A 13980-nucleotide genomic window follows, 5' to 3' on the forward strand; every position below is an offset into this window, starting at 1 on the left:
CGGGGGCCCCGTACGGCCCGCCGGGGTGATGCGCGATCATGGACGGCGACCTGCCCGGCCGGAGAGAGGCTGTCATGAAGCTGCGCTGCGCCGTCATCGAGGACTTCCAGTCCGTGGCCACCACCGTCGTCGACTGGTCGCCCGTCACCGACGACGTCGAGATCGTCACGTTCACCGGGCACCTGGCGACCGTGGACGAGGCGGCCGCCGCCCTCGACGGCTTCGACATCGTGGTCACCCTGCGCGAGCGGGTGCCCTTCCCGGCCGAACTGTTCGACCGGCTGCCCCGGTTGCGGCTGCTCGTCGCCTCCGGCATGCGCAACTCCGTCATCGACTTCGACGCCGCCCGGCGGCACGGCGTGGAGGTCTGCGGCACCGCCAGCTCCTCCACCCCGCCCGTCGAGCTCACCTGGGCCCTGCTGCTGGGCCTGGCGCGCGGGATCGTCCCCGAGGCGACGGCGCTGCGCACGGGCGGGGCCTGGCAGTCCACCCTCGGGGCCGATCTGCACGGGCGGCGGCTCGGTCTGCTGGGCCTGGGGAAGATCGGCGCCCGGGTGGCGCAGGTGGGCCTGGCCTTCGGCATGGACGTGGTGGCCTGGAGCCGGAACCTCACGAAGGAGCGTGCCGACGAGGCCGGGGTGCAACTGGCCGCCTCCAAGGAGGACCTGCTGGCCTCCAGCGACTTCGTCTCCGTGCACCTGGCGCTCGGCGAGCGGACCCGGGGGCTGATCGGTGCGGCCGAACTCGCCCTGATGCGCCCGACCGCGTACCTGGTCAACACCTCCAGGGCGGCCATCGTCGACACGGCCGCCCTGCTGACCGCCCTGCGCGACGGCGAGATCGCCGGGGCGGCGATCGATGTGTTCGACGTCGAGCCGCTGCCGGCCGACGACCCGGTGCGGACGGCCCCGCGTCTGCTGGCCACCCCGCACCTGGGCTATGTGTCGCGCGCCAACTACGAGACGTACTACGGCCAGGCGGTGGAGGACATCAGGGCGTTCCTCGACGGGCGGCCGGTCCGCCGCCTGGGCTGACGGCGGACCGGCTCCGCCGGGGCCGCTCAGTAGCGCAGGGCCGCGGCGATCCGGCCGTGCTCCGCCAGTGAGTCGTCCTCCACGAACACGACGTCGGCGCCGCTGTCCAGCGCCGCTTCGACCAGTTCGTCGACGATGTCCTCGCGGATGGCGCCGTCCGCGCTCTGCGCCGTACCCTCGGGCACCGGCTCCAGATGCTCGTCGGCCACCCGCACGGTCGCCTGGAAGTGCTCCTCGACGGCGACGAGACCCGCCCGCCCCTCCCGGACGGCGGCCCACACCTCGTCGAGCCCGCCGGCGAAGGCGTGGGCGCTGCGGGCGTTGTCCAGCCGGTTCTCCACCTCGGCCGCCGCCCGCTGCGCACCCTCTTCCAGGGCGGGCCGCAGTTCCCTGAGGACCTCGGCCGGCGGCAGGTCGGCCGGCGCCCCCTTGGTGACCCGGCCGGCCGCCGACCGCGAGCTCTCACCGACCTCGTCCAGCAGGGCGAGAGCGGGGGCCAGTCCCATCAGATACAGCGGGCGCGGATCGTCGGCGAGCACCGTGCGCAGCTTCTCGTCGACCGTACGGAAGAAGGTGCGGGTCTCCTCGTCGGTGAAGGTGCTCGGGGTGTCCCCGATCCGCTCCTCGCGCTGCGGGTTCGGCGGCTCCTTCGGCGCGGTCAGCGGGAAGCCGCCGGTCTGCTCCGGCCGGATGCCGTCACCGGTCCCGATCCACAGCGTGGCGTGGTCGGCGGCCACGGTCAGCACCCGGAACGGCCGCGTCTGGGCCTTGGCCGCGACGAGGTTGCGGGTGAGGAAGGTGTCGCTCAGGACCACCCGTTCGGGTGCGGTGCGCGGCAGCTGCCAGATCCCGTACTCGTCGGTGGTGACCAGGAGCACCAGGGAGTCCAGCGCCCCGCGCGGGTCCACCTCGTCCGCCGCCCGCTCCACCTGGGCCCGCAGGGCGGCCGCGACCTCACGGCTGACCTCCGGATCGGCGTCCAGGCGGTGCCCGGCCTCCGCCACCAGGTTCCGCAGCCGGACCGGGTCCTGGGCGTTGTCCGGGGCCCTGCGGTGGGTCGGCATGGTCAGGGACAGCGCCGGATAGGGCCGGGTCGCCCGCAGCTCCCGCAACAGGTCGGCGGTCAGGGCGTCCGTATCCATCGTTCCCTCCCAGGGCTCGACCCGCTCCCGTATGAAGCGGATGCTTCGACGAGTCAATTCATACCTTTTGATCCTAATATGGGCGAGTTGTTCCTTGGGAGTTCAGGAGCGGGAGTGCAGGAGGGCGCGCGATGTCCACGCTCACGGTGTGGAAGTTCCGGACGGCCGACGGCGCGGAGAACGTCGAGGAGGCCTTGACGTCCCTTCAGAAGGAAGGGCTGGTCAGGATCCTCGACGCCGCCGTGGTCAGCTGGCCCGCCGACCGGGCCAAGCCGCGTACGAAGCAGCTGCTCAACCTCGTCGGCGCCGGGGCTCTCAGCGGCACGTTCTGGGGCATGCTCTTCGGGCTGATCTTCCTCATGCCGCTGCTGGGCGCGGCCATCGGAGCGGCCGCCGGGGCGCTCGGCGGGAAACTCGCGGACGTCGGCATCGACGACGACTTCATCAATGAGGTCAAGGAGAAGGTGACGCCCGGAACCTCCGCGCTCTTCCTGCTGACCATGAACGAGGTGCCCGAGCGGATCGGCGCACAGCTGCCCGGCGACGGCGCCGAGCTCCTCCACAGCAATCTCGACACCGAGCGCGAGGCGAAACTCCGGAACATCTTCGGCGACGACCCGGACTCCTGACCCCGCACCCCCGCCCGCCCTCCGACCTCCGTACGCAGGCCCCCTCTTGGATTGGACGGACCGTCCGTGAAAGCGAACCACCCCGCGCGCCGGGCCCGCACCGCGCGCGCCCTGGCCCCCGTCGCGGCCGCGGCCCTGCTGCTCGCCGGTACGGCGGCCTGCGACTCCGACACCAGCAGCGAAGGCACCGACCGGGGCGTCCACACCCTGACGCCCGAGCCGGAGGAGTCGCCGGGCGGGTCCCCGAGCCCGCGTACCCAGGAGAGCTTCGCCGCCTCGGTGTCCGCCGAGTCCGAACGCGTACGGCAGGAGGCGACGCAACGCCTCGACGAGGTGGAGGGGCGGGGCAACGCCGTCGCCGACGTCTCGGTCACCGGGCTGCCGCTGAGCGGCTCCGAGGAGGTCCGCAGTGCGCGCGTCCGGGTCACCAACCCCACCGACGAGGCCGCGTTCTACGCCGTGAAGGTGGAGTTCGTCGACGCCGAGGACAAGGTCCTGGACACCGTCGTCGTCGGCATCGAGGACGCTCCGCCGGACCGTACGGTCGACGCCCAGGCCAACAGCCGCGAGGCCGCCGGGGTGAAGACCTTCCCCCGGGTGGCCCAGGCCGAGCGCGGCTGAGGAGGGCGCGGTCCATGAGCGCCGCCGACGCGGTGACCGACTCGCTGGAGACCCTGCGCGCCCGGTTCGCCGCCGTACGGGACGGGAAGCCGGCCGACTACATCCCCCAGCTGGCCCTGGCCGACCCGGACGCCTTCGGGCTCGCCCTGGTCAGCATGGACGGACACCGCTACAGCGCGGGCGAGGCCGACACCGCCTTCACCCTCCAGTCCGTCTCGAAACCGTTCGTCTACGCCCTCGCGCTCTCCGCGCTCGGCCTGGACGAGGTGAGCCGCTGGGTGGGGGCGGAGCCGAGCGGCGAGGCGTTCAACGCCATCAGCCTCGAACCCGGCACCGGCCGGCCCGCCAACGCCATGGTCAACGCCGGCGCGATCGTGACCACCGCCCTGATCCCCGACACCGCCGACGAGCCCGCCTTCGACCGGATCCTGCGCTGCCTCGGCCGGTTCGCCGGACGGGAACTGGACGTCGACGAAGAGGTGTTCAGCTCCGAATCGGTGACCGGGGACCGCAACCGGGCGCTTGCCTACCTGATCCGCTCCACCGGCACCATGCCCGTCGACCCGGTCCTGGCCGTCGACCGCTACTTCCGCCAGTGCGCGGTCCGCGTCACCGCGATCGACCTCGCCACGATGGCCGCGACGCTCGCCTACGGCGGCGTGAACCCGGTCACCGGCGAGCGGGTCGTCTCGGCCGAGGTCGCCGCCCGGGTCCTCGCCGTCATGGCCACCTGCGGGATGTACGACGGATCCGGCGACTGGCTGCTGCGCGTCGGACTGCCCGCCAAGAGCGGGGTGTCCGGCGGTCTCATCGCGGTGGGACCCGCCCGCTTCGGGGTCGCCACGTACAGCCCGCCGCTGGACGCCACCGGCGGTTCGGTGCGCGGCCATGCCGCGCTGGAGGCGATGTCGCAGCGCTACGGACTCCACCTGATGCTGAACCCGGCCCTGCCGGGCTCCACCGTCACCCTGGTCACGACCGCGGACGATCTGCCGTCGGCGCCGTCCGCCGAGCACGAACGGGTCCTCCACGAACAGGTCGGCGTCGTCGCCGCCCAGGGGTCCATCGACTTCACGGCCGCCGAACGCGTGCTGTACGCGCTGGACGAGTCGGGGCCGAACGGCGGTTCCGTCGTGCTCGACCTGCACGACGTCACCGCCGTCGACTCCGTGGCCCTGGCCATGCTGCACACCGGCCTCGCGCGGCTCCTGTCCGACGGGCGGCGCGCGGCCGTCGTCGACCCCCGCGACCTGCTGGGCCCGCCCGACGTCGTCCGGGAGGGCACCGGCCAGGACCTGCCGCGCCACGCCACCCGTGAGGAAGCGGTGGAAGGCTGCGCGCGGGCCCTGGCCGGGGAGGGCTGAGCCGGGTCTACCAGATGGCGCCGACCCACTCGGGGTGGTCGACGAACGGGTTCCTGTTGTGCTGGAACTGCTCGAATATGACGTCGTTGCGGCGCTTCTCGAAGGTGTCCGGCGGGTCCTGTCGGCTCCACTGCTCCAGGACGGACAGCCTGCCCATCTTCGGCGCGGATCCGTTGTTCACCTGGTCGTTGGGTTCGAGGTCGGCGAAGGAGTCGCCGCCCTCGTAGCGCACAGCCATGTAGAGGATCATGCGGGCGACGTCGCCCTTGACCTCGTCGCGCGGCTCGAAGGAATCACTGTCGGTGAAGTTGCCGGGTGCGGAGCCGAGTTCGCCGCCGCCGTTGTCGAAGTCCTTGTTGCCCCGGGCCGAGTTGACCTGGACGTCCGTGGGCCGCAGGTGGTGGATGTCGGTGCCCGGACCCGTCGCCGTACCGAAGTCCCCGTGCGACTTGGCCCAGACGTGCTCCCGGTTCCACTGGCCCACGTTGCCGCCGTTGTCGTTCTTGGACTGGGAGCGTCCGGTGTACAGCAGGACGACGTTGGAGGAGTTGGCGGGATCCTCGTCGGTCGCCTTCAGTGCGTTCCATACCTGGCTGTAGGAGAGCTTGGTCTGGTTGCTGATGATCGTGTGCAGGGCCGCCTTGAGCTCGGCGCCGGTCTTGCCGACGGCGTCCTGGTAGTAGGTGTCGTCGAGGGCGGCGGTGGCGCTGTACCGGTCGGGCGGGAAGTCCGCGGGAGCCGCGGCCGCGGTGCCGGCCAGCACCGTGACGGTGGCCGCCGCTGCCAGCAGTGGACGCGCGTAGAGTGAGTGACGACGGGACATGTGGGGTGTCCTCTCCGGAACGGCGGACGCCGCGGCAAGGCCCTGGGTGGGGGCTCGCGCGGCGGCCGTGCGGTGGGTGGTCAGCGGGGAGCCTTCCACACGCACCGTGGCCCAGGTGTGAACGCCCTGTATCTATCATGTGCAGGTCAAGAGTTGCTTGGGCGTCGCCCCTCGCGGACGGCCTTCCACGAGGGGCGACGCCCCGGTGCTATCCGGCCGCCCAGTCGCGCAGCGCCCGCACCGAGGCGAAGTCGGCCACGTTCCTGTCGAGCGGATCGTCGGTGTACTGGTGGATGCGCCAGTCCGCCTCGATGCGGGGCCGGCCCGCGGAGACGTAGTCGGCGATCCACAGCCCGTCGCCCGCGTAGCCGCTGGTGTCGTGGCTGAGCCAGAACGAGCGGTTGCAGTACAGCAGGACCCGGTGACCGGGCCGCTCCTTCTTGACCGCGCGGATGAACCGGTCCTTGTCCGCGGTGCTCGCCCGCGTCCCGCCGCCGGTCTGCTCCCAGTCGACCGCGAGCAGATCGCCCGCCCGCTCGGGGGTCCTGCCGAGGAAGTACGCCACCTGGTCCGCCACGTCCCCCGGCCAGAGGAAGTGGTAGAACCCGACGACGCACTCGGCGTCCCTGGCCCGCTTCACCTGGGCCTCCATGCGCGGATTGACGTAGGTGCGGCCTTCGGTGGACTTGATGAGGACGAAATCGAGACCGTCCGTGTCGTAGGAGGGCTGATAGGCGCTGACGTCGACACCGTGGAGCATGGGCACCCGCCTCGGGAGTGTGGGGCAACGACCTCCGTTCCCTGCCCACTCCCCGGACCCGTCAAGGGCTTATTCACCCTCCCGGGTAGGGGGCGCGTGCCCCTCGGATGCGGCCGGGTCCCCGGAGGGTGAGAATTGCCGCAAGGACGAGGAGGCGGCATGAGCGAAGAGTCCGAATCCGTATCCGAGGCCCTGGCCGGGCCGGGGGGCGTCACGCCCGACCGGCTCCTGCACACGGGCGCGAGCGACCGGCCGAGCGCGGAGGACCTGGTGCTGGCCTCCGGGCGGGACCTGACTCCGCAGACCCTGGAATGGGCCCGGCGCAAGCTGGCCGCCGAGGGGCGGTCGGCCATCGACAAACAACTGCCATGACACCCGCCGGGGCGTCCGCGGGGGCGCCCGGGGCCGGATGTGCGGAGCCGTACGCCGAGGTCACAGCGGCCGAGTGAGCCGGGGAGCGTGTGGGGCGCCCCCGGCTTCCTCGGCTAGCCTGATTCCCCTATGAACCGCTTGACGATCCCCCAGGGCACGTTCGACCTCGCCCGCTTCCCCGAACACCCGCGCGACCCCTTCCGGGCCTGGGACGCCGCAGACGCGTACCTGCTCCGGCAGCTGGCGGACCCCGAGGCGGGGCCCGTCGACCTCTCGGGGACGGTCGCCGTCGTGGGGGACCGCTGGGGCGCCCTCGCCACCGCGCTGGCCGCGCACCGGCCCGTCCAGATCAGCGACTCCTACCTGGCCCGGCGCGCCACCCTCGCGAATCTCGCCCGCAACGGCATCGACCGGGACGCGGTGCGGCTGCTGTCCTCCCGTGACACCCCGCCGGACCGGATCGACGTCCTGATCGTCCGGGTGCCCAAGTCGCTGGCCTTCCTGGAGGACCAGCTCCACCGGATCGCCCCCGCCGTCCACGCCGGGACCGTGATCATCGGAACCGGGATGGTCAAGGAGATCCACACCTCCACGCTGAAGCTCTTCGAGCGGATCATCGGCCCGACCCGCACCTCCCTCGCGGTCCGCAAGGCGCGGCTGATCTTCTGCGCCCCGGACCCCGGGCTGCCCCGTACGCCGAGCCCGTGGCCGTACCGCTACGAGCTGCCCGCCGACGTGGGCCCCGTCTCGGGACTGACCACCGTCAACCACGCCGGGATCTTCTGCGCCGACCGCCTCGACATCGGCACCCGCTTCTTCCTGAAGCACCTGCCCACCCGCGCCGGGGCCGTCCGGGTCGTCGACCTGGGCTGCGGCAACGGCGTCCTCGGGCTCTCCGCCGCCGTCGCCGACCCCGACGCGCACGTCACCTTCATCGACGAGTCCTACGGGGCGGTCGCCTCCGCCGAGGAGACCTTCCGGGCCGGGGCGCCGGACGGCGCGAAGGCCGACTTCCTGGTCGCCGACGGACTCGCCGGCCTCGATCCGGGCAGCGTGGACCTGGTGCTGAACAACCCGCCGTTCCACTCCCACCTGGCCACCACCGACGCCACGGCCCGCACGATGTTCGCCGGCGCGCGGACCGCGCTGCGGCAGGGCGGCGAGCTGTGGGTCGTGGGCAACCGGCACCTCTCGTACCACACCCACCTGCGCCGGATCTTCGGCAACTGCACCACGGTCGCGGGCGATCCGAAGTTCGTGGTCCTGCGCGCCGTCAAGCGCTGAGGACGAACCCCGCGCCCCGGCCCTTCCGGATTCTTGCAACAGGTTCTACTGTGTGCGCCGCCGCACACGGACGACGCCGACGCGAGACTCTGGAGGGGCCGTGCACCTCGAATACACGTCTGAGCAGCAGCGGTTGCGCACCGAACTGCGTACGTACTTCGCGGCCCTGGTCCCCGACAACGCCTACGCGCGCTACGCGGAGCCCGCCGCCCAGAAACGCTTCTACCGCGAAACGGTCCGCAGGCTCGGCGCCGACGGCTGGCTGGGGGTGGGCTGGCCCGAGGAGTACGGCGGCCGGGGACTGACCCCGATGGAACAGTTCATCTTCTTCGACGAGGCCGCCCAGGCAGGCGTACCACTGCCCCTGATGGCCCTGAACACCGTCGGCCCCACGATCATGCAGTACGGCACCGACGAGCAGAAGGCCCACTTCCTGCCCGGCATCCTGGCAGGGGAGATCGACTTCGCGATCGGCTACAGCGAACCGGACGCCGGCACCGACCTCGCCGCCCTGAAGACGCGGGCGGTCCGCGACGGCGACACGTACATCGTCAACGGCCAGAAGATCTGGACCACCAACGGCGACACCGCCGACTGGGTCTGGCTCGCCGTGCGCACCGACCCCGCCGCCCCGCCGCACAAGGGCATCACCATGCTCCTCGTCCCGACGAGCGACCCCGGCTACTCCTGCACCCTGATCAATACCCTCGCCTCGCACGACACGACCGCGAGCCACTACGAGAACATCCGGGTCCCGGTCTCCCGCCGCGTCGGCGAGGAGAACAAGGGCTGGCGCCTCATCACCAACCAGCTCAACCACGAGCGCGTCACCCTCGCCGCCCACGGCACGATGGCGGTGCGCGCCCTGCACGACGTCCAGCGCTGGGCCGCGGGCACCAAACTCGGCGACGGCCGCCGGGTCATCGACCTGGGCTGGGTCCGCGCCCTGCTCGCCCGCACCCACACCCGCCTCGACGCGATGAAGCTCCTCAACTGGCAGATGGTCACCGCCCTCCAGGACGGCACCCTCACCCCTCAGGACGCCTCGGCGGTCAAGGTCTACGGCTCCGAGGCCCGCCGCGACGCCTACGCCTGGCTGATGGAGATCGTCGGCTCCGCGGGCGCCCTGAAGGAGGGCTCGGCCGGCGCGGTGCTCCACGGGGAACTGGAACGCGGCTACCGATCCGCGGTGATCTTCACCTTCGGCGGGGGCAACAACGAGATCCAGCGGGAGATCATCTCCTGGATCGGACTGGGGATGCCGCGCGTGCGGCGGTGATCGCACGGAGCGGGGTACGGACGGACCGGTGAATCCCCCCGGTGCGGGTGGACCCGGGGAGGTGCGCGACGGGCTTCCGCGCTGCGTCCCCGCGCGGTCCTGGTTAGCGTGAGCCGTGGGGAAGCACGTCGACAGCGAAGGAGCCCCGCGATGCCCTCAGCACCGCATCCGGCCGGCGGAGACCTGGGCCGGCGGATCTCGGCACGCCGCCTGCAGCTCGGTCTGTCCCGGCAGGACGTAGCACTGCGGGCGGGCGCCGCGCCCGGCTACATCGAGTACGTGGAGGAGCAGTCCGCCACCCCGGGCGTCGGCTTCCTGCTCCGGCTCGCCGACGCGCTGGAGACCACGGTGCAGGAGCTGACGGGCGGAGCGGTCGAACTGCCCCGCGGCGCGGGCCGGGGCGCACGGCGCGCCCGGATGGCCGAACTCGACGAAGCGATGTGCTGGACGCTGCTGGGCGATCACGGGGTGGGGCGGGTGGCCCTCGCTCTCGAGGACGGGCCGGTCGTCCTGCCGGTGAACTACCAGGTGAGCGACGGCGAGGTGGTCTTCAGTACGGCGGAGGACTCCCCGCTGGCCACCGCCGACGACACCGAGATCGCCTTCGAGGCCGACCACATCGACGACGCCTTCAGCAAGGGCTGGAGCGTCCTGCTCGTGGGAACCGTGCACGCCGTCACCGACGAGGAAGCCGCGCGACAGCTGAGGGAGGCCGCCTACTCGACCCCGTGGGCGGGGCCCGAGCGCGACCACGTCATGGTCCTCGCGCCCCGGCGGATCACCGGGCGCAGGATCGTCGTCCCCGACGCCCCGGGCGAGGCCGACTGACCGCGCCGCGCCGCATCCTGGTCGCGCGGTTCCACGTCGCGCGGCCCGGCTCGGTGTCGCCCCGGCCGGGACCGGGCCGCGCCGCATCGCACCGAGTGGCCCGGCACCGCGTCGGGGGAGCCGATCGGTGAGGCCCTGCGGAGCCCCCTGAGTCATGCGAACGGAACGACGGCGACCGGTGCCGCGCTGTGATGGATCACGGCATGGGCCACATGGCCGATGTGGAAACCGAGGCGGCTGCCGCGCCGCCCCACGACCACCAGACCCGCTTCCCGCGATGCCTTGACCAGCTCACCGGCCGCCGGGCCCATGACCGCCTTCTCCGTCACCTCGACGCGCGGGAACTCGGCCCGCCACGGACGGAGCAGGTCCGTCAGCTCTTCGGCGGCGTGCTGCCCCCGTCCGCTGCCGACCCCGGGGTCGAGGATCGCCGTGTATCCGAAGGAAGCCGGCGGTGACCAGCTGTGCACCACCTGGAGGGCCGCACTCCGGCGGTCCGCCTGCTTGAAGGCGAAGGAGAGCAGCGTGTCGCTCGGGTGGTCGAGGTCGATCCCCAGCACGACGCGGGTCCCGGAGCCGGCGGACGCCTCCGCCGGGGCGGCCGTGCCGTTCTCCTCCGGGCGGCGCACCAGCACCACGGGGCTGCGTACCTTCCCGATGACGGCCAGGGACACCGAGCCGACGAGAAAGCCGATCACTCCACCGAGTCCGCGTGACCCCAGAACCATCAGCTCGGCCTCCTGCGCCGCGCGCGTCAGCTCCTCGACGGCCCGGCCCTGGAGCAGATCCGTGGTCACCTCCAGACCGGGATGGTCCCGGCGGGCCCGGTCCGCGGTCTCCCGCAGCAGGGTCTCGTACCGTTCGACGAGCGCCTGCGTGTGCGGCAGCGGAAGCTCGGGAGTGACCGGCCACTCCTCCACATGCACCAGGCGCAGTGCGGCACCGCGCAGCGCGGCCTCACCCGCGGCCCATCGCGCCGCCGCACGGCTTTCGGGGGATTCGTCCAGACCGACCGTGACATGACGCGTCATGTCAGGCACCTCCTCGGTGTGACGGGGCCCTCGCGCGAGACCCCTGCCTCCGGCTTCTCGCCCGGGCCCGTGGGACGGGAGCGCCGACGGGTCCCGGTCGGGCCGCCCGACGTCGCCGCGGCCGGACCTCGGCGACGCAGCCGAGCCGTCTCGACCCCGGTGGCCCGGCCGTGCGCGGCGGCCGGTGAACGGCGGGAGCGATCGCCGTCACAGGCCCCGGCCCGAGCGGGCCCCGGCTCCCCGGCGTCGGTACCGGTCTCCCGGTCCACCCAGCAGCCATTGTCCCAGGAGCGCCCCGGCGTGCGCATACGGTGGAAAGCTCCGGCGCGCGCATACGGTGGAGTGCCCCGGCGCGCACACGGGCGGACCGCCGGGCCTCTCTCCGGGCTGTCACACCGGCGTACCGCCGCTGCGGGACACGACCGGGCCCCGGTAACCGCCCCGCCGCGTACCCACGGAGCGCACCGGCAGCCATACTGGACGGGCCGGGGAGGGCACAGCACAGCGGGCTGCGGACACGGGGAACAACGGGGGCGGGGAACGGCAGATGGCGGACACCAGGCTGATCCAGAGCCGGTACCGGCTGATCGAGCTCATCGGGCGCGGCGGTATGGGCGAGGTGTGGCGCGCCCTCGACGAGTCGCTGGGCCGTCAGGTCGCCGTGAAGTGCCTCAAACCCATGAGCCCCCAGCACGACCAGGCGTTCTCCCGTGTGCTGCGCGAGCGCTTCCGGCGTGAGGCCCGGGTGGCCGCCTCCCTCCAGCACCGGGGCGTCACCGTCGTGCACGACTTCGGTGAGTACGAGGGGGTGCTGTACCTCGTCATGGAGCTGCTCGACGGCCAGAACCTGAGTCAGCTGCTGGAGGAGAACGAGCAGCACCCGCTGCCCGTCGAGCATGTCGTCGACATCGCGGAGCAGGTCGCCGACGCCCTCGGCTACACCCACCGGCAGGGCATCGTCCACCGCGACCTCAAGCCCGCCAACATCATGCGGCTGACCGACGGCACGGTGAAGATCTGCGACTTCGGCATAGCGCGCCTCGGCCACGACATCGGGATGACCTCCCGGCTCACCACCACCGGCCTCGCCATGGGCACCCCGCACTACATGTCGCCGGAGCAGATCAGCGGCAAGGAGGTCGACCACCGCAGCGACCTCTACTCGCTGGGCTGCGTCCTGTACGAGATCGCCACCGGTGTGCCGCCGTTCGACCAGGAGGACGCCTGGGCCGTACTCGTCGGACACCGCGACACCGCTCCCCGGCCCCCGCGCACCCACCGCGCCGAACTGCCGGGGTTCTTCGACCGCGTCGTCCTCGACCTGCTCGCCAAGGCCCCCGAGGAGCGGCCCGTCGACGCGGGCGACCTGCGCCGCCGCATCGTCCTCGGCCGGACCGGCGAACAGCCCGCACTCGGACCGGGACCCCTCGCGCACCCCGGCGCGGATCCGCTGCCGGCCCCGCGGACGGGGGAGCTGCCCGCCTGGACCCGGTCCATGACCGCCGGTCACCGGGCGACCGGGACCACCGGCCCGCACACCGAACGCCCCGACCCGGCCGCCGGGCTGACGGGACAGTGGACCACCGCCCGCGCCACCGCCCCGCACACCGGCTCCTTCGTCTCGGTGTCGGCCTCGCCCCCCGCCCCGGACCTTCTCGCCGGGCTGGAGAGCCGTCACAGCGCGGGCGTCGACCTCGGCCGCCTGGGCCGCTGGGAGGAGGCGGGGGAGGTGCACCGCCAGGTCGCCGAGCAGCGCGGGCGCGTCCTCGGACCCGACCACCCCGACACCCTCGCCAGCCAGTACGAGATCGGCCTCACCCTCAGCCGTACCGGCCGGGCCGACGAAGCGCTGGGCATGTTCACCCGGGTCGCCGAGGGCCGCGAACGCGCCCTGGGCGCCGACCATCCGCACACGCTCGCCGCCCGCCAGGCGACGGCGCACGCCCTGGGCCGCCTCGGCCGGCACGCCGAGGCCCACCGGGTGTACGAGCGGGTCCTCGCCGTCCGCGAACGCGTCATGGGCCCCGACCATCCCGACACCCTGCGCTGCCGCCACAACCTCGCGTTCAGCCTCGGCCGGCTGGGGCGGCCCGAGGAGTCCTGCCGGATCGCCCGGGAGGTCGCCGACGCCCGCGCCCGCGTGCTCGGCCGCGCCCACCCCGACACCCTCGCCACCCGCTACGAAGTGGCCTGCGCCCTGGGCAGGGTGGGCCGCTGGGCGGAGGCCCTGGCCACCTATCAGGACGTCGCGCGGGCCCGCGCCGGCGTTCTCGGGGCCGACCACCCCGACACCTTCGCCGCCCGCTACGAAGCGGGCATCAGCCTCGGCCGGCTCGGCCGCGACGCGGAGGCCCTGGAGCTGTTCCGCTCCCTGGTCGCCGACCGCACCCGGACCGCCGGAGCGGCCGACCCCGAGACACTGCGCGCCCGCCACGGCCTGGGGGTCAACCTGGGGCGGCTGGGCCGCTGGGAGGAGGCGCTCGCGGAGGCGCGCGAGGTCTGCGCCCTGCGGGAAGGGGCCCTGGGACCCGATCACCCCGACACGGTCATCAGCCGCCGGGAGGTCGCCGCGGGGCTCGGCTGGCTCGGCCGGTGGAGCGAGGCCCTCGTGGCCTACCGACGGGTCGCCGAGACGCGCACCCGGACCCTGGGCCCCGACCACCCCCAGACGCTCGCGGCCCGCGACGACGAGGCGCACTGCCTGGAACGGCTCGCGCAGGCGTAGCGCCTTCGCACACCCGTCCTCGTGCGGCGGGCGGCGCTTCGACGCCCCCCGGGGCGCCGGCCGGGGGAGGACACCGACGGGCCGCCGC

The 13980-nt window shown here is 73.0% G+C and carries 13 protein-coding genes; 9 read left to right on the forward strand and 4 right to left on the reverse strand.

Going from position 1 to position 13980, the window contains the following annotated elements; genetic code table 11:
• The first annotated feature begins 74 nt into the window (after window positions 1–74).
• The gene (locus KME66_RS32975; protein ID WP_216328792.1) at window positions 75–1034 is read left to right on the forward strand and encodes a D-2-hydroxyacid dehydrogenase family protein; all 960 of its coding nucleotides are present in this window, start codon (window positions 75–77) and stop codon (window positions 1032–1034) included.
• Between the two features lie 26 nt (window positions 1035–1060).
• Here the strand turns inward: KME66_RS32975 and KME66_RS32980 are convergent, their stop codons facing one another.
• Entirely contained in the window at window positions 1061–2176 is a 1116-nt protein-coding gene (locus KME66_RS32980) for a chemotaxis protein (protein WP_216328794.1), read from the reverse strand.
• Between the two features lie 131 nt (window positions 2177–2307).
• Between KME66_RS32980 and KME66_RS32985 the strand changes: the two genes are divergently transcribed.
• The 3 genes from KME66_RS32985 (at window position 2308) to glsA (ending at window position 4790) form a co-directional block, all read left to right on the forward strand.
• Window positions 2308–2805: a DUF1269 domain-containing protein gene (locus tag KME66_RS32985; protein ID WP_073223973.1), complete on the forward strand. Its 498-nt coding sequence runs from the start codon at window positions 2308–2310 to the stop codon at window positions 2803–2805.
• A gap of 66 nt (window positions 2806–2871) precedes the next feature.
• The gene (locus KME66_RS32990; protein WP_216328803.1) at window positions 2872–3426 is read left to right on the forward strand and encodes a hypothetical protein; all 555 of its coding nucleotides are present in this window, start codon (window positions 2872–2874) and stop codon (window positions 3424–3426) included.
• Window positions 3427–3440: 14 nt separating this feature from the next.
• Window positions 3441–4790 carry a glutaminase A gene (gene glsA / locus KME66_RS32995; protein ID WP_216328813.1) on the forward strand — a complete coding sequence of 450 codons (1350 nt, stop codon included), beginning with the start codon at window positions 3441–3443 and terminating at the stop codon, window positions 4788–4790.
• 7 nt (window positions 4791–4797) lie between these two features.
• Here the strand turns inward: glsA and KME66_RS33000 are convergent, their stop codons facing one another.
• Together KME66_RS33000 and KME66_RS33005 are read right to left on the reverse strand one after the other, a co-directional pair.
• Entirely contained in the window at window positions 4798–5613 is an 816-nt protein-coding gene (locus KME66_RS33000) for an endonuclease (protein WP_073223970.1), read from the reverse strand.
• A gap of 208 nt (window positions 5614–5821) precedes the next feature.
• Window positions 5822–6373 (reverse strand): GH25 family lysozyme, encoded by a 552-nt coding sequence (locus tag KME66_RS33005; RefSeq protein ID WP_073223969.1) that lies wholly within the window; start codon window positions 6371–6373, stop codon window positions 5822–5824.
• Between the two features lie 159 nt (window positions 6374–6532).
• Here KME66_RS33005 and KME66_RS33010 point away from each other — a divergent pair, with 159 nt between their 5' ends.
• The 4 genes from KME66_RS33010 to KME66_RS33025 all read left to right on the forward strand — a co-directional run bounded on the left by KME66_RS33010 (window position 6533) and on the right by KME66_RS33025 (window position 10136).
• Window positions 6533–6745, forward strand: a complete 213-nt coding sequence (locus KME66_RS33010; RefSeq protein ID WP_073223968.1) for a hypothetical protein — start codon at window positions 6533–6535, stop codon at window positions 6743–6745.
• Window positions 6746–6874: 129 nt separating this feature from the next.
• Window positions 6875–8029 carry a methyltransferase gene (locus KME66_RS33015; RefSeq protein WP_216328815.1) on the forward strand — a complete coding sequence of 385 codons (1155 nt, stop codon included), beginning with the start codon at window positions 6875–6877 and terminating at the stop codon, window positions 8027–8029.
• Between the two features lie 100 nt (window positions 8030–8129).
• Complete coding sequence (locus KME66_RS33020; protein ID WP_216328817.1) at window positions 8130–9308, forward strand: acyl-CoA dehydrogenase family protein; 1179 nt, start codon at window positions 8130–8132, stop codon at window positions 9306–9308.
• 150 nt (window positions 9309–9458) lie between these two features.
• Window positions 9459–10136, forward strand: coding sequence for a pyridoxamine 5'-phosphate oxidase family protein (locus tag KME66_RS33025; protein ID WP_216328819.1), 678 nt, complete (start codon window positions 9459–9461; stop codon window positions 10134–10136).
• 152 nt (window positions 10137–10288) lie between these two features.
• On the opposite strand, the gene KME66_RS33030 is transcribed toward KME66_RS33025, so the two are convergent.
• Window positions 10289–11167, reverse strand: a complete 879-nt coding sequence (locus KME66_RS33030) for a universal stress protein (RefSeq protein WP_216328821.1) — start codon at window positions 11165–11167, stop codon at window positions 10289–10291.
• A gap of 547 nt (window positions 11168–11714) precedes the next feature.
• On the opposite strand from KME66_RS33030, the gene KME66_RS33035 reads away from it, so the two are divergent.
• Window positions 11715–13892, forward strand: coding sequence for a serine/threonine-protein kinase (locus KME66_RS33035; RefSeq protein ID WP_216328823.1), 2178 nt, complete (start codon window positions 11715–11717; stop codon window positions 13890–13892).
• Window positions 13893–13980: the final 88 nt, after the last annotated feature.

Origin of the sequence: Streptomyces sp. YPW6 (genome assembly GCF_018866325.1) — a bacterium.
GTDB lineage: Bacteria > Actinomycetota > Actinomycetes > Streptomycetales > Streptomycetaceae > Streptomyces.